Annotated in this window: 17 protein-coding genes and 3 pseudogenes; 13 read left to right on the top strand and 7 right to left on the bottom strand. The window is 63.1% G+C overall.

Annotated features, from left to right (window positions below; genetic code table 11):
• Window positions 1–7: 7 nt before the first annotated feature.
• Window positions 8–427: a CopD family protein gene (locus PSV05_RS12310; RefSeq protein ID WP_300065651.1), complete on the bottom strand. Its 420-nt coding sequence runs from the start codon at window positions 425–427 to the stop codon at window positions 8–10.
• 52 nt (window positions 428–479) lie between these two features.
• Between PSV05_RS12310 and PSV05_RS12315 the strand changes: the two genes are divergently transcribed.
• Together PSV05_RS12315 and phaZ are read left to right on the top strand one after the other, a co-directional pair.
• Window positions 480–1,073: a class I SAM-dependent methyltransferase gene (locus PSV05_RS12315; protein ID WP_300065653.1), complete on the top strand. Its 594-nt coding sequence runs from the start codon at window positions 480–482 to the stop codon at window positions 1,071–1,073.
• 81 nt (window positions 1,074–1,154) lie between these two features.
• A pseudogene (gene phaZ, locus PSV05_RS12320) lies at window positions 1,155–2,393 on the top strand (polyhydroxyalkanoate depolymerase); the annotation flags it as partial.
• A 402-nt stretch (window positions 2,394–2,795) separates the two neighbouring features.
• Here the strand turns inward: phaZ and PSV05_RS12325 are convergent.
• Together PSV05_RS12325 and PSV05_RS12330 are read right to left on the bottom strand one after the other, a co-directional pair.
• Window positions 2,796–3,719 (bottom strand): sensor domain-containing protein, encoded by a 924-nt coding sequence (locus tag PSV05_RS12325; RefSeq protein ID WP_300065654.1) that lies wholly within the window; start codon window positions 3,717–3,719, stop codon window positions 2,796–2,798.
• Window positions 3,716–4,075, bottom strand: coding sequence for a PadR family transcriptional regulator (locus PSV05_RS12330; protein ID WP_300065656.1), 360 nt, complete (start codon window positions 4,073–4,075; stop codon window positions 3,716–3,718). Before PSV05_RS12330 ends, PSV05_RS12325 begins: the two co-directional genes overlap by 4 nt.
• A gap of 160 nt (window positions 4,076–4,235) precedes the next feature.
• Here PSV05_RS12330 and PSV05_RS12335 point away from each other — a divergent pair.
• Window positions 4,236–4,406 (top strand): annotated as a pseudogene (locus tag PSV05_RS12335) (HupB); the annotation flags it as partial.
• 77 nt (window positions 4,407–4,483) lie between these two features.
• The gene (locus PSV05_RS12340; RefSeq protein ID WP_300065658.1) at window positions 4,484–5,404 is read left to right on the top strand and encodes a peptidylprolyl isomerase; all 921 of its coding nucleotides are present in this window, start codon (window positions 4,484–4,486) and stop codon (window positions 5,402–5,404) included.
• A 69-nt stretch (window positions 5,405–5,473) separates the two neighbouring features.
• On the opposite strand, the gene PSV05_RS12345 is transcribed toward PSV05_RS12340, so the two are convergent.
• Both PSV05_RS12345 and PSV05_RS12350 read right to left on the bottom strand, forming a co-directional pair.
• Window positions 5,474–7,966: a TonB-dependent receptor gene (locus PSV05_RS12345; RefSeq protein ID WP_300065660.1), complete on the bottom strand. Its 2,493-nt coding sequence runs from the start codon at window positions 7,964–7,966 to the stop codon at window positions 5,474–5,476.
• Window positions 7,967–8,028: 62 nt separating this feature from the next.
• The gene (locus PSV05_RS12350) at window positions 8,029–10,047 is read right to left on the bottom strand and encodes a sulfotransferase (RefSeq protein WP_300065662.1); all 2,019 of its coding nucleotides are present in this window, start codon (window positions 10,045–10,047) and stop codon (window positions 8,029–8,031) included.
• A gap of 239 nt (window positions 10,048–10,286) precedes the next feature.
• On the opposite strand from PSV05_RS12350, the gene PSV05_RS12355 reads away from it, so the two are divergent.
• The 3 genes and pseudogenes from PSV05_RS12355 to PSV05_RS12365 all read left to right on the top strand — a co-directional run.
• Entirely contained in the window at window positions 10,287–12,476 is a 2,190-nt protein-coding gene (locus tag PSV05_RS12355) for a M1 family metallopeptidase (protein WP_300065664.1), read from the top strand.
• Between the two features lie 11 nt (window positions 12,477–12,487).
• Window positions 12,488–13,378 (top strand): hypothetical protein, encoded by an 891-nt coding sequence (locus tag PSV05_RS12360; protein WP_300065666.1) that lies wholly within the window; start codon window positions 12,488–12,490, stop codon window positions 13,376–13,378.
• Between the two features lie 374 nt (window positions 13,379–13,752).
• Window positions 13,753–14,127 (top strand): annotated as a pseudogene (locus PSV05_RS12365) (response regulator); the annotation flags it as partial.
• A 155-nt stretch (window positions 14,128–14,282) separates the two neighbouring features.
• On the opposite strand, the gene PSV05_RS12370 reads toward PSV05_RS12365, so the two are convergent.
• The gene (locus PSV05_RS12370; protein WP_300065735.1) at window positions 14,283–15,836 is read right to left on the bottom strand and encodes a serine hydrolase; all 1,554 of its coding nucleotides are present in this window, start codon (window positions 15,834–15,836) and stop codon (window positions 14,283–14,285) included.
• Between the two features lie 217 nt (window positions 15,837–16,053).
• Between PSV05_RS12370 and PSV05_RS12375 the strand changes: the two genes are divergently transcribed.
• From PSV05_RS12375 to PSV05_RS12385, 3 genes are all read left to right on the top strand, one after another.
• Window positions 16,054–17,013, top strand: a complete 960-nt coding sequence (locus tag PSV05_RS12375; RefSeq protein WP_300065668.1) for an EamA family transporter — start codon at window positions 16,054–16,056, stop codon at window positions 17,011–17,013.
• Window positions 17,014–17,106: 93 nt separating this feature from the next.
• Window positions 17,107–18,723 (top strand): ExeA family protein, encoded by a 1,617-nt coding sequence (locus PSV05_RS12380; protein WP_300065670.1) that lies wholly within the window; start codon window positions 17,107–17,109, stop codon window positions 18,721–18,723.
• 4 nt (window positions 18,724–18,727) lie between these two features.
• Window positions 18,728–19,426 carry a general secretion pathway protein GspB gene (locus PSV05_RS12385; protein WP_300065672.1) on the top strand — a complete coding sequence of 233 codons (699 nt, stop codon included), beginning with the start codon at window positions 18,728–18,730 and terminating at the stop codon, window positions 19,424–19,426.
• A 66-nt stretch (window positions 19,427–19,492) separates the two neighbouring features.
• Here PSV05_RS12385 and PSV05_RS12390 read toward each other — a convergent pair whose 3' ends face one another.
• Window positions 19,493–19,867 (bottom strand): VOC family protein, encoded by a 375-nt coding sequence (locus tag PSV05_RS12390; protein WP_300065674.1) that lies wholly within the window; start codon window positions 19,865–19,867, stop codon window positions 19,493–19,495.
• A gap of 193 nt (window positions 19,868–20,060) precedes the next feature.
• On the opposite strand from PSV05_RS12390, the gene msrB reads away from it, so the two are divergent.
• From msrB to PSV05_RS12405, 3 genes are all read left to right on the top strand, one after another.
• A complete protein-coding gene (gene msrB, locus PSV05_RS12395; RefSeq protein ID WP_300065676.1) occupies window positions 20,061–20,660 on the top strand; it encodes a peptide-methionine (R)-S-oxide reductase MsrB in 600 nt (199 codons plus the stop codon).
• Window positions 20,661–20,744: 84 nt separating this feature from the next.
• Window positions 20,745–21,410, top strand: coding sequence for a peptide-methionine (S)-S-oxide reductase MsrA (gene msrA, locus PSV05_RS12400; protein WP_300065737.1), 666 nt, complete (start codon window positions 20,745–20,747; stop codon window positions 21,408–21,410).
• A 113-nt stretch (window positions 21,411–21,523) separates the two neighbouring features.
• A complete protein-coding gene (locus PSV05_RS12405; RefSeq protein ID WP_300065739.1) occupies window positions 21,524–21,745 on the top strand; it encodes an RNA-binding S4 domain-containing protein in 222 nt (73 codons plus the stop codon).
• Window positions 21,746–21,763 lie beyond the last annotated feature (18 nt).

The raw sequence follows: 21,763 nt of genomic DNA on the forward strand, positions 1-21,763 counted from the left end.
CAAACCGCTAGAACGGCTTCGCCAGCGCCAGGTAGACGACCACGAATAGCAGCAGCACCGGCAACTCGTTGAACCAGCGCAGCGCCTTGCCGCTGGGCAACGGACGACCAGCATCGACACCCTTCAACCAGCGCCCTGCCACGATGAAGTGGGCAAGCATCAAGGCGATGAGCAGCAACTTGACATGCAGCCAACCACCGCTGATCCGGAAATGCATCCAGAGGGCCAACCCGAACACGAGTGCGATGCCGAACATCACATGGCCGAAGCGGTACAGGCGCCGGCCCATCAGCACCAAGCGCGCGCGCACTGCAGGCTCGTTACCGGCTTCGGCGATATTGACCAGGATCCGCGGCAGGTAGAACACCGTGGCCATCCACGCGATCACGAACACCAAGTGAGCTGTCTTGGTCAGCATGTAGGCCATCGATGCAAATCCTCTGGTGGAAGCCACTGATTCAAGCCACTAGGATGCCACGATGACCAAGACCTATGACCGCGACTACTTTGACCGCTGGTACCGCCGTGGCGGCATTGGCGATACTGCGCGCCTCACGCGCAAGGTCGCGCTGGCAGTGGCGACCGCCGAATACCACCTGGAACGCCCGCTGCGCAGCGTGCTCGACATCGGCTGTGGCGAAGGTGCGTGGCGCGCGCCGCTGCGCAAGCTGCGGCCAAAAGTCGAATACATCGGCTTCGACGCCAGCGAGTACGCAGTATCGCGCTATGGCCGCAGTCGCGGCCTGCACTTGGCGCGTTTTGGCGATTTCGAATTCCTGCGCCCGTGCGGCCCGGTTGACCTGCTGGTCTGCAGCGACGTGCTGCATTACCTGCCGACCCGCGAGCTGGAACGCGGCCTGCCGGCGCTGGCGGACCTGTGTGGCGGCGTTGCTTTCATCGAAACCTTCACCCGCGAAGACCAGGCCGTGGGCGATGAGGACGAGTTCAAGTCGCGCCCGGTGCGCTTCTATCGCGAGCGCCTGCGCGCCACCGGCCTGCGCCCGCTGGGCTCGCAATGCTGGCTGTCACCCGGACTGGTGGAGCGCGCCACGGCGCTTGAGTTGCCGGAGTAACGAAAATCGTGACATCCGTCACGAGCGGCCATGATTCATACGTTATGCTGCACCGCCGCAAAACATAAGTTGCCCGACACGATGCTGCTCTACCAATGGCACGAATTCTGGCGCGCGGGGATGGCGCCGTACACCTACTTCGCCGATGCCGGCGCCAAGATGTACGCCGCCAACGACAGCTGGCTGTCGTCACTCCCCGGCGCGCCGCGTACGGCTGCCGCGTGCGAGCTGATGTACCGGCTGGGCAAGGAATACGAGAAGCCGGAATTCGGCATTCACCAGATCGAGGTGGAAGGCCTGTCGATTCCGGTGGTTGAGCGGGTCGCCATGGAGAAGCCGTTCTGCCGGCTGCTGCGCTTCAAGCGCTACCACGACCAGGCCGACGGACTGGCGCGAATGAAGGACGACCCGACCGTACTGGTGGTCGCGCCGCTGTCGGGCCACCATGCCACGCTGCTCCGCAACACCGTGAGCACATTGCTTGCCGACCACAAGGTGTTCGTCACCGACTGGACTGATGCACGCATGGTGCCGGCCGAGGACGGTGAGTTCCGCTTGGACGACTATGTCGCCTACATCGAAGAATTCATCCGCCACATCGGCACCGACAACCTGCACGTGATCAGCGTGTGCCAGCCGACCGTGCCGGTGCTCGCCGCGATTTCGCTGATGGCCGGGCGCGGCGAGCCGTTGCCGAAATCGATGGTGATGATGGGCGGGCCGATCGATCCCCGCGAATCACCCACTTCGGTCAACAACCTCGCCACCCGCCAGCCTCTGTCCTGGTTCGAGAACAACGTGATCCACACGGTTCCGACCAACTATCCGGGCCACGGACGCCAGGTGTATCCCGGCTTCCTGCAGCATCTTGGTTTCGTGGCGATGAACCCCGAACGCCACGGCACCTCGCACTGGGATTTCTACCAGGACCTGCTGAAGGGCGACCTTAGCTCCGCTGAATCGCATCGCAAGTTCTACGACGAATACAACGCCGTGCTGGACATGCCTGCGCAGTACTACCTCGACACCATTCGCGTGGTGTTCCAGGAATTCCTGTTGCCGCGCGGTTTGTGGGATGTTGCAGGCGAGCGCGTGGATCCATCGAAGATCCGCGACTGCGCGCTGTTCACGATCGAAGGCGAGCTGGACGACATCTCCGGCGAAGGCCAGACCCGAGCCGCGCACAAACTGTGCACCGGCATCCCGAAGGCCGACCAGCAACACCTGACCGTCCAAGGCGCCGGCCATTTCGGCATCTTCAGCGGCCGACGCTGGCGCACCCAGGTTTATCCGCAGGTCAAGGCATTCATTGCCGACCACTCGACCGCCAAGCCTTCGCCTGTTGCTGAACCGCTGGCGGCAACACCCGCACCGACACGCAAGGCGCCTGAGAACAGCGCAGTGCCGAGTAAGACAGCTTCGAAGAAATCGGCTTCGAAGAAATCGGCTTCAAAAAAGCCCACTCTCCAGAAGACAGCGCCGGAAAAATCCACCTTGAAACCTGCAGACACAAGGAAGGCGAGCCCAACGCCGACTGTTGCAAAGAAGGCAGCGGTTGCCAAGACAGTCTCGAAACCGGCAGGAAAGAAAAAACCTGCGTCTAAGTAGTCCATCGTAGCGACAATGCAGACACAAAAAACGCCCGCTAACGCGGGTGTTTTCTTTTCAGGGACGAGCTGCCTACGACCCCGGCCGGCACGAGCAAGCCGGGGATACGCTGCCTCAGCTGTCCCGTGACGCGTGAACCAGCAGGTGCTTGGCCAGGCGCCCGTGGAGCAGGCCGACGCCGCGGGCAAGGTGCAACGTGCCGAACAGGATCGCCACGCCGGCGGCGAACAGCAGTGGCAGCTGCCACCACAGGTTCATGCTGTTTTGGCCCCACCAGTCGCCGACGAACCAGTTGTTGTCGACGTAACCGATCCACACCAGCAGCGGTGCGGCGATGAAGGCCAGCGACACGCTGAGCAGGGTCACAGCGACGGTGAAATACGCGGTGCCCAGCGGCAGCATCAGCAGGAAATACAGTTGCGTGCTCCAGGTTCGCGGATCTGTAAACATGTCCGCGATCCGCTGCAGCCACGGCTTGCCACGGGCCTCGTACAGGGGACGCCGTGGCATCCGCTCGCCAAGCATCACCTCGACGATCCGGCCCTCCACCAGCGACAGCACCCGTACCGATCCGAAATACAGGATCACGAACGGGATGCCGATGATCAGGATCGCCAGGCCAAACGACATCGATATGCCGGTGACGACCCAGGTGAAATAGAAGATGCCGGTGGCCAGCGACAGCAGCATGTAGAACAGCGATGCGTAGGTGCGCGTATCGGCGATCACCCCGAAGAAGCGACCGAGGATCGACGTGCGCGGCGGCGGCGGCGGCGCGCGCAGGGCGGTCTGTACCCTGACCTCGGTATCGCGGTAGATGTCGGCAACCTCATTCGGCGCGCCATAGCTGCCGGCCACGGTGGCAATCACTTCGGCCTCTGACTTGCCTGGATTGGCGGCCAGCTCCGAACGCAGGTAATCCTCGGCGTCGTAGAGCGCGTCCTGTGCCAGCGCGCGGTCGCAACCGTCCAGGGCACGACGCAGGCGCTCCAGGTACGCGGGAATGGTGGTGGGCAGGTCGGACTGGAAGGCATTCATGCGGACGGGTCCTTGAGCACGGAATCTAGGGAATCGCGGGTGGCGCGCCAGGCGGCGCTCCAGTCGACCAGGGCCTCGCGGCCAGCGCTGGTCACGCGGTAGTAGCGGCGCGGCGGTCCGCTAACGGATGGCTCGACGAAACTGTCCAGCAAGCCGGCCGCTTCGAGATTGCGCAACACCGGGTAGAGCGCGCTCTGCTTGCCGGCCAGCACGCCATCACCGGTCTGTTCCAGTCGCTTGGCGATCTGGTAGCCGTACATCGGCTCGGCATCCGCAGCGACCACCGCCAGCAAGGCCAGCGACACGGTGCCGGCGCTGAGTTCCTTGTGGAATTTGCGTAGCAGGACTTCGTCCATTGGGGCCACTCCACTAATCGTGAGTCGATACTACTATTAATTTCGATATAGCAAATATGCCAGTAGTCATGTAGATCGGGCTTTCGACATGGCGTCGACACCGCATCGACATTCGCTGCGCTAGTTTCGGACCACACTAAAGATGCGAAGGAGGTTCGCCATGCCCCGCGGAGATAAATCGGCTTATACCGACAAGCAGAAACGCCAGGCCGAACACATCGAAGAAAGCGAACGCGAGCAAGGGCGCTCCAAGGAAGCAGCTGAGCGGATTGCCTGGGCCACAGTCAACAAGCAGGATGGCGGCGGCAAGAAGTCAGGTAGCGGGCGCAAGAAGGCCGGTTAGTTCGGCGGGCTTCGGTCTTGCGGCCGCACGCTATGCTTCCCGCTTCCCGGATCGGAGTTCAATCCATGCGTGTCGCACTGTTGGCCATCGCCTTGTCACTCGCCGTGGTTGTACCTGCAAGCGCGCAGGATGCTTCGAAGACGAAGCCCCGCAGTGCAAAGGACATCATCGATGCCGCGCCGGCCTCGGCATGGCGCACGCTGGATCCGGCCAACACGCTGTACATGGAACTGGATACTGGCCGAGTCATTATCGAACTGGCGCCGGGCTTCGCGCCCCAGCACGTCGCCAATATCAAGACGATGGCCAAGGGCGGATTCTGGGACGGACTGTCGATCTACCGATCGCAGGACAATTTCGTGGTCCAGTTCGGCGATGCCGATGCGGATGACAAGGCGAAGGCCAAACCGTTCCCTGACGGAACCAGGCAGCACCTGCCCGCTGAGTTCACCCGGTCAGACAAAAGCACGCACTTTGATCGCCTGCCCGATGTCGATGGCTGGGCGCCGCAGGTCGGCTTTATCGACGGCTTCCCCACTGCGCGCGACCCGAAGTCTGGCAAGGCCTGGCTGACCCATTGCTACGGCATGCTGGGCGCCGGCCGCAGCAACGAACCGGACAGCAGCATCGGCGCGGAACTTTATGTGGTGATCGGCCAGGCGCCGCGAGCGCTGGATCGCCAGCTGAGTGCAGTTGGCCGCGTGGTCAAGGGCATGGACCTGCTCAGCACCATTACCCGTGGCCCGGAACCGATGGGCTTCTATGACAAAGCCGAGCAGCGCACCACGATCAAGGCGATCCACGTGGCCAGTGAAGTGCCGGAAAGCGAGCGCACGCCGTTGCAACTGCTGCGCACCGACAGCCAGGCCTTCATCGATGCCACCGAAGCGCGCCGCAACCGCGTGGATGATTTCTACAAGATCCCGGCCGGCCACATCGACCTGTGCAACGTGCCGTTGCCGGTACGTGCGCTGCTGGCCAGGTAAGTAGGCTGCATTCATGAAAAAGGCGGCCATTGGCCGCCTTTTTCGTTTCACTGAGTCGTCAGCTGTTGCTCAGAATTCCTTGCTGAAGCGCACGCCCAAGGTACGGGGCTGGGAAAACACGGTGTAGGACTCCGCACCGCAGGTCAGCGCCGCGCATTCGGAGAAACGTGCAAGCTCGGCACGCTTGTCGAACGCGTTCTTCAGGAACACATCGACCGACCAGCTGTTCTTGCGCCAGCCGACCGAGACGTCCGTGAGCGTATAGGCATCCAGGGTGCCGAACACCGCGCTTTGCGCCGCGCGCAGGTCATTGGTGCGATTGCCTTGGTGCGCCAGCGAGACCTGCCAGAAGGCTTCGCCGCCCTGCCAGTCGAAGGTGTAGCGCGCGTTGATGTTGCCCTTGAACTTGGCAGTGACCGGCAGGCGGGTACCAGCGGCTGCCTGCGGGCCAGTCACCACATTGCCGTTGGGGTCGACTGTGCCGGCCGGGCACACCGTCTCCGACGAGCCATCCGCGCGGATCCATCCGCAATAATTCTTGGTCAGCTTGGCGTCGTACCAGGCGGCCCCGGCGCTGATCTGCAGGTTGTAGGTCGCGGCCCAGGCCAGGTCCATTTCCAGGCCCTGGATCCGGGCCTGCGCGGCATTGCGGATTTCGGTCAAGCCATTCTGTCCGAGGTATCCGAACTGGAAATCGCTCCAGTCCTCGCGGAACAGAGCGCCGTTGAAGATCAACTTGTTGTCTGCCCAGCTCGTCTTCCAGCCAAACTCATAATTGGTCAGGAAGTCCGACGTATAAGGCGGCAGCGTACCGCGGCGGTTGATGCCACCAGGCCGGTAGCCTTGCGACCAGGTGGCATATACCAGTTTCTTGTCATCGATCTTCCAGGTCAGATTGACGCGGCCGATGCTGCCGCTCTCATGCGTACCCTTGTCCAGGTTCGTGCACGGTGCGCCGTGGAACTGTTCGTTGGAGAAGCACTGCGAAACGCCGGTGCTGCTGCTGAATCCAGCGCCGTAACCAAAGAAACCCTTGAGGTTGTTCTTGTTGCGGAAATAACGCATGCCGCCAGTCACGGTGAACTTGTCGGTGAGATCGAAGGCCAGTTCACCGAACACCGCCTCGTCGCTGTCGCGGCGCTGCTGCGCAGTCAACCACAGGGTGTCGCTGTAGCCGGGCACCTCGATGGCGCTGGCCATCCCATCGACCTTGTAGTTCTGGAAGATGTCGTGGCCCTGCTGCTGCCAGAACAGGCCGGCAACCACACGCACGCGGCGGTCCTGGGGCGAGGCGAGGCGCAGTTCATGGCTAGTGCGCGTGTAGCCGTCCGTGGCTTTGATGTATTGCGCCGGATTGATGAGGTTGCCGTTGTCGTCATAGAAGTACGCGCCGTAGCCGGCCACGGTGTCGTACCAGAACCCGTAGTCAGCGTAATCCGCTTCGGAATCCACATCGCGCTTGAGATGTGAGAATACATAAGTCAGATCGAAGTTGCCGATCTTGCCCTCCACCGTCAGCGCAGCCTGGTACCAGCGGTCGTCCGAGGATTCCGGGTAGAAATGCTTGACCGCCAGGTCCGCGGTCGCGCTGTCGTAACCGAAGCTCGTATTGCCGACATTTGGATCGACCCCGGTGCTGCCATGCGCCTTCATCTTCTGCGCGATCAATTGCGGGGTGATCGTCCAGTTTTCGTTGATGTCGAAGCGCACCGCGCCGCGAATACCCGCAGTATCCGCAGTATTGAAATTCTTCTCGACCAGATTGGCGTTATCAATCGTGATGCCGGAGGTCGGGAAGGTTCGGGTGCCGTGGATGTTGTCGACATAGCCGGCGTCATGCTTCTGCCAACCCACCAGGCGAACCGCCGCGCTGCTGCTGAGCGGGATGTTGACGAACCCTTCCAGCACATGACCCAGGCCACCGCCGTCGATCTGGCTGCCCTCGACGGCAAAGCCGGCCGAGTAACCAGACGGATCCGGTTTCTTGGTAATGATGCGCACCGTGCCGGACTGTGAGTTGGCGCCGTACAGCGTGCCCTGCGGTCCTGCCAACGCCTCGACCCGCTCGATGTCGTACATGTGGATGTCGAGCGCGCCGGTAATCGTGGTGATCGGCTGCTCGTCCAGGTACATCGATGCGCTGGGCTGCGAACCGGAGTGATTGGCATCGTTGCCGCTGGCCACGCCACGCATGTACAACTGCACGAAGCCGGGGCCGGAAAATACGCCGCCGCCTGACGTGCCGAAGGACAGGCTGGGGACCAACTTCGCGTAGTCGTTGAAACTCGCCACATCCTGCTGCTCAAGCTGCTGGTTGCCCAGCACCTGCAGGCTGATCGGCACCTTCTGCAGGTTTTCCTCGCGCTTCTGCGCGGTCACCGTCACCGCATCCAGGGTGCGGGCCTCTTTGTCCTTGGTCTGCGTTGCATCTGCGGACTGGGCCCACGCCATGGGCGCGAACGTCATCGAAGAACTGGCGATGGCCACGGCAACGGCCAGCGGCAGGCGCCGCAAACCATGTCGCGGACCGGAACTACGGGTAGTACCTGGGCTTGCGTGCATCTGATTCCCCTCCATTGGTGTCGAATGTGAAACGCGAAAAACATGCATGACCAGCCACATCATCAAACCAGGTCGTCAGGGACCCCGGGATAGCTCTCCAGCACCGGCCCCAACGCGAGCTTCAGCGGATATAGCCAGGATTCGTAATGACGCCACTGGTCCATGCCGTCCCGGTTGATCGGCCGGCGTACCTGTTCGGAGCTGGCCGTGCGCACCGGGCGCTCGTTCTCGAAAAAGCGCAGGCAACGCTCGTCGAATTCCAGTCCGCAATAGGCCAGCAGCGCACGCACCTGGGTTTCGGTATCGTCGACCAGTTCCTCGTAGACCACCCGGTGTATCCGTCCCGGCAGCGCTTCGTCGAAGTGCGCCATCAGGCCCATGTAGTCCCGGTAGTAATGACCCATGTCAGCCAGGTCGTAACTGAAGGCCTGGCCGCGGGCGAAATGCTGCTTGAAATTGGAGAAGCAACAGGCCAGTGGATGCCTGCGCACATCGACAATTTTTGCATTCGGCAGCATCAGCTGGATCAGTCCGACATGCGCGAAGTTGTTCGGCATCTTGTCGATGAAAAACGGCCGGCCAAGCTTGCGCTGCACGCGCGTGGTCTGCAGGTAGCAATCACCCATCGCCTGCAATTCGGCAGGCGACAAGCCGCCCACGAGCGTGTGATAGGACGTGTTTTCCGGATCCGGCAGGTGGGCACGCAATTCGCGCACGATCGCGATGACGTCCGGCAGTTCCATGGTGGCCTCCACCTGCGGATGGCTGGACAGGATCTGCTCGACCAGGGTTGAACCCGCACGCGGCATGCCGAGGATGAACACCGGCGACGTATCTTGCGTGCCGGAGCCCGTGCGTTCGGTAAAGAATTCTCGCGTGTAGACGGCCTGCGCATGCCGGCGACGTTGATGATTCAGGTCGGCGCTGTACGGCAATTGGGTGCGCCGGATCGCATTGGCCTGTGCATAGCAATCGAACGATGCCGCATATTCACCCGCATCCTCCAGCGCCTTGCCCAGTGCGAACTGGAAATGCAGGCGCTGGTCGTCGTCCAGGTCCGGACGCTTTAGCTGCGTGCGCATCGCCGCGATGTCGGCCGCATCGAAACGCATGGTCTTGAGATTAGCGAGGCTCCACCACGCGCCGCCGAAGCCGGGATTGAGCTCCAGCGCACGCCGGTAGGCAATGATCGCGCGGTCGGCCTGACCTTCGGTCTTGAGCGCATGGCCCAGGCTCATCCAGACCCGTGGATCCTTGGGACGCGAGGCCAGGATCGATTCGTACAGGGCGATTGCATCACCGTATTGCCCCAACTTGCCCAGCACGACTGCCTTGAGGTTGAGCAACTGGTCATCATCGGACTCGCCATCGAGCAGGCTCTCGATCTCGACCATGGCATCTTCGTGCCGGCTGCAACGATCAAGCAGCAATGCATAGTGATGGCGCGCCATGCTGAAACCAGGTGCCAGTTGCAGGCAACGCTCAAGCAACACCAGGGATTGTTCGTTGCGTCCCACCCGCGCGCCAAGCTCTGCCAGCATGCGCATCGCCAGGACATCATTTGGCAGTTCACGCAATCGTTCACGCAGCAGGGTTTCTGCATCAGGCAAGCGACCCGCCGCCAGCGCTTCGCCAGCCGCCATCAATTGCGGATCACGGCTGCCTGCCTGCACATGCTTCAGGTAGGCATCGGCCGAACGTGCATCACCCGCAGCGTGCCTGAGATCGGCGATGTGCAGCCAGACCCGCGGCAGTGCCGGCTGCAGGGCAGCAGCCTTTTCGAATGCTGCAAGCGCCTGCGCGTTGCGTTGCGATGCAGCCAATGCGATGCCCAGCGCCATCTGCACCACCGGCGCAGCGGACTGCTCCGTGGCCAGCGATTCCAGTTCGGCAATGGCCTGCGGGAAGTCTTTCAATGCGTTGTGCGCCATGCCCAACACCAGCCGCGCCGCAGGCTGACCCGGAACTGCGTCCAGGACCTGGCGTGCCTGTTCGATTGCCAGCGCAGGATCCTGCGCGAGCAGGCCCATGGCGTGGGCGATCGCAGTGTCGACGCTGGCCTGTGGCGTGGTTGCGCTCATCGTTTTCCCGTGAACGGAGCTTGGCCGCGCCTCCCCGGCCCGGTGCTGCAATCTAACCGCCACGCCTTGGAGCGTCCAGCACCCGGCGTTCGCTTGCCACGGTCAATCCCGTGATTGGATCGCCTGTCCGGCACGGGATGTCGAAACAAGCCACCACCCGTGACCTTTCGCACCTTGCCAGCGGCGGCCTGCTCTCGCACTCTAGAGGTTCTGTGCCGCCATCCTGCTGGAACTTGCCCATGCATCTGTCGCGTGTTGTCGCCGTCCTGATTGCCGCTTCTGCCCTGTATAGCCCGCTGTCGCATGCGGCCACGCCGCAGGCAATGGCCGCGCCCTCCTGTCCCACGATCGCGTTGGCCGGGGCCGATGCCGCAGCGGTCAAGGCCTCCAGTAGCGCCGATGCCTGGGGCGGCGCCCGCACCGGCAAAGAGGCCACCCTGTCCGACCGGGTCGTCGACTATTCCATCGACGCCAACCTGGATCCGGTCAAGCACACCCTCACCGGCAAGCAGACCCTGCGCTGGCGCAACCGCAGCGCGCAGCCGGTGTGCAGCATTTACCTGCACATGTACCTCAACGGGTTTGAAGGCCCGGGCAGCACCTTCATGACTGAGCAGCGTGCCAGCGCGGGTGGTTTCCGCAGCAACGTGGCGACCAAGGATGGCGAATACGGTTACATCCGCCTGGACAAGGTGCAGCAAGCGGGCGCCACCGCCAAGTGGAGTTTCGTGCAGCCCGATGGTGGCCCATCGACCGACCGCAGCGTGGTTCGCATCGACCTGCCGCAGCCAGTCGCGCCCGGTGCCACCACGGCGCTGGACATCGATTTCTTCGACCAGTTGCCACGCGTAGTCGCGCGTACCGGCTACTACGGCAGCTTCCACCTGATCGGCCAGTGGTTCCCGAAGATCGCCGTACTCGAGCTTCCCGGCGAACGTGGCGCCACCGCGCCACGCTGGAACGCGCACGAATTCCACCTGCACAGCGAGTTCTACGCCGACTACGGCAACTACGACGTGCGCCTGACCGTGCCCAAGGGCTACACCGTCGGCGCCACCGGCGAGCTGACCGGCAAGCCGGTCGAGCACGACGGCAAGATGACCTCGCGCTATGTGCAGGGCGACGTGCACGACTTCGCCTGGACCGCCGACAACCGCTACGCGAAGCCGATGACGAAAGTGTGGAAAGGTCCGAACGGCCCGGTGCTGGTCAGCGTGCTGTACACGACGGAATACGAGTCCAACGCCGAGCCTGTCCTGCAGGCGACCATCGATTCGCTCAAGTATTTCTCCGACAGCCTTGGCGGCTACCCATACAAGACGGCCACCGCAGTGATTCCGCCCTATGGCGCCACGGAAGCCGGCGGCATGGAATACCCGACATTCTTCACCGCCGACAACACCAAGCAGGTCGAGACCGGCACTGCCGGGCGTTATATGCTGGATTTCGTGACCGTGCACGAATTCGGCCACGGCTATTTCTACGGGATCCTGGGCTCCAACGAGTTCGAAGAGCCCATGCTCGACGAGGGCATCAACGAATACTGGGACCAGCGCATGATGCGGTCCCGCAAGCAAGGCATCAATCCGACGCCGTCGTGGGTGAAACGCCTGGGGATCAATGTCGCGCTGGATGATGTCTTCGACATGGAACGTCTCGGCGCCAGCCTCACCGATCCAGCCGATCCGCTGGGCGACAATTCGTGGGCGCGCCTGTCCAGCAGCAGCTACGGCACCGTTTACACCCGTACCGCCACCGTCATGCACCAGATCGAGAACATGGTCGGCACGCCGGCGATGGAACGTGCAATGAAGCTGTACTACGAGCGCTGGAAGTTCCGCCATCCCTCGGTTGCCGACCTGCGCGATGAACTGGCCGAAGGCACCGGCAAGCCAGACATCGTCAACGCCAACTTCGACAGTTTCATCTATGGGACCGGCCGCTTCGACGACCGCGTGTCCAGCATCGTTAGCCACGAGATCCTGCCCCTGGCCGGCTACCACCTGGACCAGGGCAAGCAGATGTTGCTTGGCAGCAAGCAGGTTGACAAGCAGATCAGCGATAGCCGCAAGGCCTGGAAGACCAAGCATCCGAAGGCGAAGGATTGGGAGAACGTCTTTCCGTACCAGACCGTCGTGGTGGTTCGTCGCGACAGTGCAGTCATGCCGCAAACCCTGCGGGTGAACTTCGCTGATGGCACGCACCGTGACATGCCGGTCACCAGCACCGGCAGCTGGCAGCGCTTCACTTTTATCGGACCGGCCAAGGCGGTTTCCGCTCAGCTCGATCCGGACAACGTCCTGCACATGGACCAGTCCAAGCTCAACGACAGCCGCACGGTCGAGGCTGACACCCGCGCCTCGCGGCGCTGGTTCGGCGATTTCGCCAGCTTGCTGCAATCCTTCTTTGCCCTGTTGGCTTCCGTCTGAGGCGCGCCCTGATGAATTCTGCAAATACTCCACTGCGCACTCGCACCGCTCTCTCCCATGGTTTGCGCGGCGCTCTGCAATGGCGGCTTTGGCTGCTGTGGATCGTTGTCACCGGCATATGCGCCCTGGTCGGCGCGCTGCCATTCTGGAACTGGCTTGGCGGCGTACTGGATAATTCCCTGCTGGCCGGCGTCGTCGGCAGTGGCAAGGCACCCGCACTGATGCTCGAAGCCCTGATGTCACGCGACGCACCGCTTGGCCTGCTGGCCGGCGGCATCCAGTTTGCGACGATCCTGATGCTGCTGCTGACGCCGCTGCTGACCGGTTCCACCGTGGCGGCTGCGCGCAGCCAAGTGACACTCGGCTTCGGCGACCTGCTGCGTGGCGGCATCGGCGAATACGGGCCGATGCTGCGCATGCTGATCTGGTCGGTTATCCCGCTCGGGATCGCGGTCGCGGCGATGATGGGAATCATGGCTGCCAATGCATCCGCCCATGAGCACGCAGTGCTGGCATCAGAACTGGATACCGGCCGTAATATCGCCTTGATCGTCGGCGGCATCCTGTGGGTGCTGGCGCATGCCAGCCTGGAGGCCGGCCGCGGCTGGCTGGCCGCCGATGCGCGGCTACGATCGGCCCTCAAAGCTTGGTGGCGTGGCCTGAAGCTGCTGCTGCGTCGGCCGTTCGCGGTGTTGTCGGTGTACCTGATCACAACGCTCGGCGGCCTGCTGCTAGCCGTGCTGATGATCGGCGTGCGCCAGCACATCGATGCAACTACCGGGATGGGTTTCGTATTGGCAATACTGGCCGGTTTCGGCATCACAACAGCGCTCGCCTTGAGCCGGATCGCCCGCCTGTTCGGCATGCAGTCGCTGGCCCAGGACATGCACGCGCGTCGCTGATCCGGGCAAAAATTCCGCGGGAAGACTAGAATCCCCCTTCGTTCACGCCGAGCGAAAGGGGAAACGACGTGGCTTTCTTTGATTTTCTGAAGCGCAAGAAAGCACCTGTGCTTGCGACGCCCAAACCGGTAGCGTCAAGACCGGCAACAGCAAGCGCCCGAGCGCCTGTTGCAACGCCAGTTACAGCACCGACTGCAGCACCCATAGCCACGCCGGTTGTACACGAGCCGACTCCCGGCCTGGCTGCCGAAGAGGTAGTCACGTCGGCACTCGCCCCGCACGCACTAGCCACGCCGGACACGTTGGTCGAGGCGACTGCGGCCGAGGTGGTGGCGGAGGAACCCGATCATGACGGCCCCGAGCGCCGTGATCGTATTCGCCGCAAACCCCGCCTGGGGACGCGGGTACTGGTGATCGACGATTCCCCGACGATTGTCGCCCTGCTCAAGCGCATGCTGCAGCAGAACCAACTCGAAGTGATTGAAGCCTTCGACGCGGAATCCGGCATCGAGATCGCCCGCCGCGAAGTGCCCGACATGATCTTCCTCGACATCGTGTTGCCGGGCATGGACGGCTTCAGGGCGCTGCGTACCCTGCGCCGCGACCCGATCACCAAACATCTGCCGATCATCATGATCAGCGGCAACGCACAGGCGACCGAGCAGTTCTACGTGCAGCGCATCGGCGCCGACGATTTCATGAAGAAGCCCTTCTCGCGCGCCGAGGTCTTCAACCGGGTCGAAGCCCTGCTGGACGAAGATGGCATCCCGCGCCACACCGTCAAGCCGGGTACACGCGCCGAGGCCGCAGCAGCAAGCACGTAAGCGAAGGCTACGAAAAAGCGGGGTCAGAGTGGGGTTTCGCGGCGCGAAATCCCACTCTGCCCCCGCTTTTTTGTTGCGAATCAGGACTTGGCTGGCGCCTTCACCGGCACCAGTCGCAAGTCCTGGAAGTCGAAGCTGAAATCGGTCAGCGGCGACACCGGCTCGATCCGCATTTCGCTGATCGCACCGTCGGCATCCAGCGTGAAGTTCACGAACGCATCCGCGTTCAGGCCACGGTCGCGCCAGCGCACGATGAAAGTGTCGTGCTGCCAGTGGCTGATGTCGCCCAGCAGTTCGGCGGTCTTGCTGAACTGCATCTCCAACCCCTTTGCGCCCTGTCGGATCACCACATCGCCATACCAAGGATCGCGATAGGTTCCGGCATAACTCGCCAATGCCAGCGATGGCTTGCTGTCGGCGTCGCGCTTGGCTAGGTGCTTTTGCCAGGAATCGTCCGCATCTGCCTGCGACTTGGCGTATGACTTGCCGTATGCCGCCAGCCAGTCAGTGCCGCTGCGTCCCAGCATCATGTCCAGCGCGCGGTAGGTCACCGCATTGAATGCGACGCCGAGCTCGGCACTGGTCAGCACAATCACGCCGATTCTCTTGTCCGGCAACAAGGTCAGTCGCGAAACCTGGCCCGGCCAGCCACCGGTATGCCAAACCATGCGGTTACCGGCGTAGTCGGACAGATCCCAACCTTGGCCGTAACCGAAGAAATTCGGTACCGCCGGCGCAAGCTCCGGCACCGACGGCTTGCCAACCGGGATAGGCGTGAGCATCGTCCACATCTCGCGCTGGCGCGCGGCGGTGAACAGCCGCTTCGCTGAATCACCTTCGCCAGAAATGACTCCTCCGGCCAGTTGCAGGTTCATCCACTTGGTCAGGTCGTGCACGCTGGAATAGATTCCGCCAGCGCCGGACACATTGCGCCAACTGGTCACCCCAACCGGCCGCAGGTCCTTGAAATCGTAGCGTGCATGGCCGGTGGCCACGTTGTCGCCGGGCTTGAGGTCGTCGCTGTTGAAGCGGGTCTCGTCCATGCCCAACGGCTGCCAGATGCGCGTTTGCAGAAACTGTTTGTACGGCATGCCCGAGGCCTGCTCGATCACCAGCTGGGCCACGCCGAACAGGATGTTGTCGTAGGCGTATTGCTCGCGAAAACCGCCGGTCAGCGGCACGTCCTTCAGGTGTTCGGCGACTTCCCGGGTCGAATAGGTGGTGGTCGGCCAATACAGCAAGTCGCCCGCGCCGAGGCTCAAGCCACTGCGGTGCGCCAGCAGATCGCGGATGCGCATCTCGTGGGTGATGTACGGATCGGACATGCGGAACCACGGCAGGTGGTCGATGACGCGATCGGTCAGCTTCAACTTGCCGTCGTCCTGCAGCATGTTCAGCGATGCCGAGGTGAACGCCTTGGTGTTGGAGGCAATCGCGAACATGGTGTGCGCATCGACCTGCGTCGGCTTGCCCATCTCGCGCGGGCCGTAACCACGCTCCATCACGATCTTGCCGTCCTGCACGATGGCCACCGCGATGCCGGGCACGTCGAACTGCTTGCGCACCGCATCGACGTAGGCGTCGAATTCGCGCAGCTGCGCGGCATCGGGCGTTGGGCGCGGCAGCGGCGCCATGGTGTCGTCGATGCGAACCGGCGGCGCCGTGACGGCTTGTTGTGCCTGCAGCGGCATCGCAGCCGCAAGAGTGAGTCCAACTGCCAATGCAAGTGTGGTGATGCGCATGCTCGCCTCCTTGATGAAGCGCTGAGTATGCCGCAGCCCGGCGTGGCGGCGATGCGGCATAGGTCATGGACCGCAGCCTCCGTGGCCGCGAACCCGCGATAATGCGCGCATGGCAAACACCAATACCAGCAAGGCGCTCTGGCAGATCCATCTGTGCGTCGTGCTGTGGGGATTCACCGCGATCATCGGCAAGCTTATTTCGCTGCCGGCACTGCCGCTGGTGTGGTGGCGCATGCTGATCGTGGTGGTGGTGCTGGCCTTCTTGCCGCGCGTCTGGCGCGGGATTGCCGCGATGCCGGTCCGGGTGCGTTGGGCGTATGCCGGCATCGGCGCGCTGGTGGCACTGCATTGGCTGACGTTTTATGGCGCGATCAAGTTGTCCAATGCGTCGGTTGCGGCGACCTGCATTGCCTTTGCCACACCGATGACGGCGCTGGTCGAACCGCTGCTGACCCGCCAGCGCTTCCAGCCGCGCGACTTCGCCCTCGGCCTGTTCTCGCTGCCCGGCATCTGGCTTATCGTCGGCGGCGTGCCAGACGGCATGCATGCGGGGATTGTCGCCGGGGTTGCATCGGCATTTTTCGTGGCGCTGTTCGGCACGCTCAACAAGCGCATGGTCGAGGCCGGCGACCCGCTGACGGTCACCGCGTTGGAACTCGGCGCTGGCACGCTGACTTTGACCCTGCTGGCACCGGTGATGCCGCTGCTGGTGCCCGCATTCGCAGGGCCACTACTCGTCCTGCCCTCGGCGACCGACAGCGCCTGGCTGTTGCTGCTTGCGCTGGTCTGCACCTTGTTCCCGTTTGCCCTGTGCCTGGTCGCGCTGCGCCATTTGAGCGCATTCACCGCACAGCTATCAGTGAACCTGGAGCCGATCTACGCCATCGTGCTGGCTGCGCTCCTGTTCGGCGAACAGCATGACCTCAGCACGCGCTTCTATGCCGGCGTGGCAATCATCCTGGGCGTGGTGTTCGCACAGGGCCTGCTGGCGCGTGGGCGCACCCAGGAGCACGTGATCGAACATCCGGAAGTGCTGGGCGTCAGCGAAGCCAAGCAATTCACCGATTGAGCCGGGCAGCTCACTGCGCGCAAATCCATGCGTCGGGTCGCGCCGCTGCGGTGGACATGGCAGGCTAGCGTCTCCCCAGCCTGTTGCCCGCGCATGTACCTCGGCTACTACGGCCTGCACGAAGCCCCGTTCTCGATCACGCCGGACCCGCGTTTCGTGCATCTCAGCGAACGCCACCGCGACGCGTTGGCACACCTGCTGTTCGGCGTCGACAAGGGCGGCAGTGGCGGCTTCGTGCAGCTCACCGGTGAAGTCGGCACCGGCAAGACCACGCTGAGCCGGCTGTTGCTGGAACAACTACCGGAAGACACCCGCATCGCGCTGGTGCTCAATCCACGCCAGGACGCGGTGGAGCTGCTGGAGACGATCTGCGAAGAACTGCACCTCGACATCGAAGGCAAGCGCGGCAGCAGCAAGTCGCTGATCGATGCGCTCAATGTGTATCTGCTCGATGCCTACGCGCAGGGACTACGGGTGGTGGTGTTGATCGACGAGGCGCAGAACCTGCCGGCTGACGCGCTGGAGCAAGTACGCCTGTTGACCAATCTTGAAACCCATACCCAGAAGCTGCTGCAGATCCTGTTGCTGGGGCAACCCGAATTGCGCGACATGCTGGCGCGCCCGGAGCTGCGTCAACTGTCCCAGCGCATCACCGCGCGCTACCACCTGACCCCGCTGGATGCGCGCGGGACCGAGGCCTATCTGCGCCATCGCTGGCGGGTTGCCGGCGGTACCCGCTTTCCGTTCACTGCCAAAGGTGTGCAACGCCTGCATGCGCGCGCCGGCGGCGTACCGCGCCTGCTTAATGTGATCGCCGAACGTGCCCTACTCGCCGGCTATGCGCGCGATGCCACCGTGATTGATGCACGCCTGGTCGATGCCGCCGCCAATGAAGTGCTGCCACCCACGGCGAAGCGCATCTGGTGGCCTTGGCTGGCAGCGGCGGGCGTAGTGGCTGTCGCCGTGATTGCCGCGACCCAGTTTCGTGGCACGTCGGCATCGGCACAAACACCGAACACGACTCAAGCCGTGTCTGCATCCAACACTCCTGCGACCAGCGCGACACCGGATCACATCATCACGACCACCATCCCGCTCGATGCAACTGGCCTGACCCAGTTGATCGGCGCCACCGGCGATACCCCACTGCCGGGTTGGCAGGCGCTGCTCGAACTGTGGCAATTACCCGCGGACAGCATCACCGTTGATCCGGCCGGCCCCTGTAGGCCAGCGACAAACCCCGAGATCCATTGCGTGCAGGGCGACGCAAACCTGGACACCTTGCTGGCCGTGGATCGCCCTGTACTGCTGCGCTTGCGCGATGCCGGTTCCGATGCCTGGGCGCTGCTGCTGGGCGCGGACGTCCGGCGCGTACGCATCCGCATCGGCGAGCACACCCATGACATCGACCGTGTGCTCTTGCTGGCCCGCTGGAATGGCCGTTACGCCAGCCTCTGGCAAGGCCCTGCGATGCTGGGGTCGGCGCCCCGGCCAGGCACGAGCGGGCCAGCGGTCGACTGGCTTCGACTGCAGCTGACGCCTTTGCACGACGTTGTCCCAGGCCTTGCCTACGACGGCACCGTACGTGCCGGGGTCACCATCCTGCAACAGGCGCGCGGAATACCGGTCGATGGCATCGCCGGGCCACTGACGTTGATGGCGTTGGCCAGCGAACTGCCCGGCCCCCGCCTGCTGCGCGTACTGGACTGACCCGATGTCACTGATCCTTGAAGCCCTGCGCAAATCCGAAGCCGAACGCCGACGCGGGCTGGCCCCGGACGTAGCGATCGAACTGCCGCCAATGCCAGCATCGCGTCCGCGCCCGCTGGCCGCATGGCTGCTGCCGGCGCTGGTGGTGACCGCATTGCTGGTACTGGCCGGCTGGTGGGCCAGGCGCGAGCCATCGAAGGCTGCATCGCCACAAGCTGCCATCGAAATCACGGATACAACGCCAGCCTCGAACAATCCGGCCCCGGCACTGACGCCTCGCATCGAACCGAAGCCAGTCGCACCTGCGCTGGCAAGCGTACCGGCACCCGAGATCCAGGCGCCGGTAGTGCAAGCGCCCGCACCAACTGCAATGCCGCCATCCAAGCCAACCCCGGCATCGGCAGCGACATCAGCGGCAAGTGCCGCAGCTGTACGACCAGCGCTGATCCAACCGATGCCGACCAAACCTGCCCCGGCACGACCGGCACCGGCAAGCGACATCAGCAACGACACCTCGATGCTGCCGCCGATCAAACTGAGCATGCATATGTGGGACGACGTGCCGTCCAAGCGCTTCGTCATCCTCAATGGCCAGCGCATGGCCGAAGGCGACCGCTACGGCGGGATCACCGTGATTGCGATCGAGCGCAATGGGGTGGTGGTCGAGGGCAACGGAACCAAGGCGCGGGTACCGCTGCCCTGATGGACTGGCACCTGGTTGCCGGTGCCACTCACTTCAGCTTGTTCGCTCCGGATCATTCCCCTAGTCTCATTCCCCCATGTAACAGCAGTTGAGCTTGTTGCCATCAAGGTCGCGGAAATACGCCGCATAGAAGCCGGGTGAGCGCTGGCCGGGCGCGCCCTCGTCACTGCCGCCCAAGGCCATCGCCTTGTTGTAGACCGTGTCCACCTGCTCGCGGTTGCTGGCGCCCAGCGCAACCATGGTGCCGTTGCCGACAGTAGCCGCCTGCTTGTCGAATGGATAAGTGATGCCGAGGCCGGCACCGTCCTGCGAATTGCCCCAGGCGATGAAGTAGCCGGGCTCTTCCATGAAGCGCTTGGCATTAAGCACGCCCAGCACTTCGTCGTAGAAGGCGGCGGCCTTGTCCATGTCGCGGGTTCCCAGGGTGGCGTAGGCAAGCATGGTGGACTCCAGATCAAGGGGAAGGGGAAGGGGAAGGGGAAGCGAGCATACGCCCGCAACGGCGTCGACCCGTGCGTGCAACGCCATGCAACCCGTCCCGCCGATGAATGGTCAGGCATCTGATCGGCTCACGACGCATCCACGTCGGCACCCGCAACGTAACCATTGCATGCCCCCAGACGAATCAATTGACATGGACATCTTCAAATCAGCCGTTGATACCGCCAACACCGCGTTTTCACGCCGCTCGTTCCTCTCCACTTGTTCTCTGGCGGCCGCCGGCCTGGCGCTGGGCTGCAGCCGCAGCAGCGAAGCCGCAGGCATACCCATCAAGACCACCCCGGGCAAGGTCACCGTCGTCGAGTTTTCCAATGCCGGCAAGCGCCTGCGCACGCTGAGCGTTGATCGCCTGATCAAGACTGATGCCGCCTGGAAGCAGCAGTTGCCGCCCCTTTCCTACCAGGTCGCCCGGCATGCCGCGACCGAACGCCCATTCACCGGTCCGCTGCTGAATGAACATGCCAAGGGCGTATTCCGTTGCCTGTGCTGCAATACCGCCCTCTTCGATTCAGCAACCAAGTTCGAATCCGGCACCGGCTGGCCCAGTTACTGGCAACCGATCGCCAAGGAAAACGTGATCGAGGACAGCGACCGCACGCTTGGCATGGTCCGCACCGAGATCCGTTGCACCCGCTGTGAGGCGCACCTGGGCCATGTGTTCAACGACGGCCCACGCCCGACCGGCCTGCGCTACTGCATGAATTCGGCCTCACTGCGCTTCACCGCTGCCTGAGCAGACGCCGAGATACACAAGCGTGTCACCAAGCACTCCATCAGATATCCCATAAAAACAGCTCATCGAGGAATCCACATGAACATCGTCCGTCGTTCCACGCTCGCCGTTGCATTGGTCGCCCTTGTGGGCGCCTGCAGCCTGGCCGGCGCACGCAGCAATCCGGTCGCCCTGCCCAACGCGAAGCTGGATGCGCCGCTGGCAGCAGGCAAGGACCAGGTCGCCGTATTCGCTGGCGGCTGCTTCTGGGGCCTTGAGGCTGTGTTCGAGCACGTCAAGGGCGTGAAGGATGTCGTCTCCGGCTACTCCGGTGGAAGCGCGATGACGGCGCATTACCAGGTTGTCGGAACGGGCCAGACCGGCCATGCCGAATCGGTGCGGGTTGTCTACGACCCGAAGCTGATCAGCTACGGGCAATTGCTGAAGGTGTATTTCTCGGTCGCGCACGATCCGACCCAGCTTAACCGGCAAGCGCCGGATGTCGGCACCCAATATCGCTCGGAAGTGTTCGCCGCCAGTGCCGAGCAGCAAAAGCTCGCCAATGCCTACATCGCCCAGCTGACCGCGTCGAAAGCGTTCGACGCGCCCATCGTGACCAAGGTCGAGCCACTCAAGGCGTTCTATCCGGCCGAGGCTTACCACCAGGATTACCTGAGCCTGCATCCGAACGAGCCTTACATCGTCTACAACGATGCGCCGAAACTCGTGCACCTGAAGCAGCTGTACCCGCAGATGTACAAAGGTAGCTGAGTTTTCGAGCGGATCGGCGTGGGTGGTTTGGCGCCATGATTTTTTCACGAGAGACTGCAATGGCGTGGCATCGGGTACATTCGCTGCCACGCCATCGTCATATCGAAGCCGACATGCAACATATCGAGTTCCCGCTTGAACATGAGTTCGTCGAACTCAACCAGCTGCTGAAACTGGTAGGCCTGTGCGACAGCGGCGGTGCCGGCAAGATGCTGGTGGCCAGCGGCGATGTCAGCGTCGATGGCATGCAGGAATTGCGCAAGACCGCCAAGATCCGCGCCGGTCAGCGCGTGCGCATCGGTGATATCGAGATCGAAGTCGTCGCTCCAGTTTAAGCAAGCCTGCCGGGCCGT

The organism is Thermomonas sp., assembly GCF_029945965.1.
Lineage (GTDB): Bacteria > Pseudomonadota > Gammaproteobacteria > Xanthomonadales > Xanthomonadaceae > Thermomonas.

Bases quoted from the DNA above. Each gene is read 5' to 3' on its own strand.
- PSV05_RS12310 (WP_300065651.1), bottom strand. From the start codon at position 427: ATGGCCTACATGCTGACCAAGACAGCTCACTTGGTGTTCGTGATCGCG.
- PSV05_RS12315 (WP_300065653.1), top strand. From the start codon at position 480: ATGACCAAGACCTATGACCGCGACTACTTTGACCGCTGGTACCGCCGT.
- PSV05_RS12325 (WP_300065654.1), bottom strand. From the start codon at position 3,719: ATGAATGCCTTCCAGTCCGACCTGCCCACCACCATTCCCGCGTACCTG.
- PSV05_RS12330 (WP_300065656.1), bottom strand. From the start codon at position 4,075: ATGGACGAAGTCCTGCTACGCAAATTCCACAAGGAACTCAGCGCCGGC.
- PSV05_RS12340 (WP_300065658.1), top strand. From the start codon at position 4,484: ATGCGTGTCGCACTGTTGGCCATCGCCTTGTCACTCGCCGTGGTTGTA.
- PSV05_RS12345 (WP_300065660.1), bottom strand. From the start codon at position 7,966: ATGCACGCAAGCCCAGGTACTACCCGTAGTTCCGGTCCGCGACATGGT.
- PSV05_RS12350 (WP_300065662.1), bottom strand. From the start codon at position 10,047: ATGAGCGCAACCACGCCACAGGCCAGCGTCGACACTGCGATCGCCCAC.
- PSV05_RS12355 (WP_300065664.1), top strand. From the start codon at position 10,287: ATGCATCTGTCGCGTGTTGTCGCCGTCCTGATTGCCGCTTCTGCCCTG.
- PSV05_RS12360 (WP_300065666.1), top strand. From the start codon at position 12,488: ATGAATTCTGCAAATACTCCACTGCGCACTCGCACCGCTCTCTCCCAT.
- PSV05_RS12370 (WP_300065735.1), bottom strand. From the start codon at position 15,836: ATGGCGCCGCTGCCGCGCCCAACGCCCGATGCCGCGCAGCTGCGCGAA.
- PSV05_RS12375 (WP_300065668.1), top strand. From the start codon at position 16,054: ATGGCAAACACCAATACCAGCAAGGCGCTCTGGCAGATCCATCTGTGC.
- PSV05_RS12380 (WP_300065670.1), top strand. From the start codon at position 17,107: ATGTACCTCGGCTACTACGGCCTGCACGAAGCCCCGTTCTCGATCACG.
- PSV05_RS12385 (WP_300065672.1), top strand. From the start codon at position 18,728: ATGTCACTGATCCTTGAAGCCCTGCGCAAATCCGAAGCCGAACGCCGA.
- PSV05_RS12390 (WP_300065674.1), bottom strand. From the start codon at position 19,867: ATGCTTGCCTACGCCACCCTGGGAACCCGCGACATGGACAAGGCCGCC.
- msrB (WP_300065676.1), top strand. From the start codon at position 20,061: ATGGACATCTTCAAATCAGCCGTTGATACCGCCAACACCGCGTTTTCA.
- PSV05_RS12405 (WP_300065739.1), top strand. From the start codon at position 21,524: ATGCAACATATCGAGTTCCCGCTTGAACATGAGTTCGTCGAACTCAAC.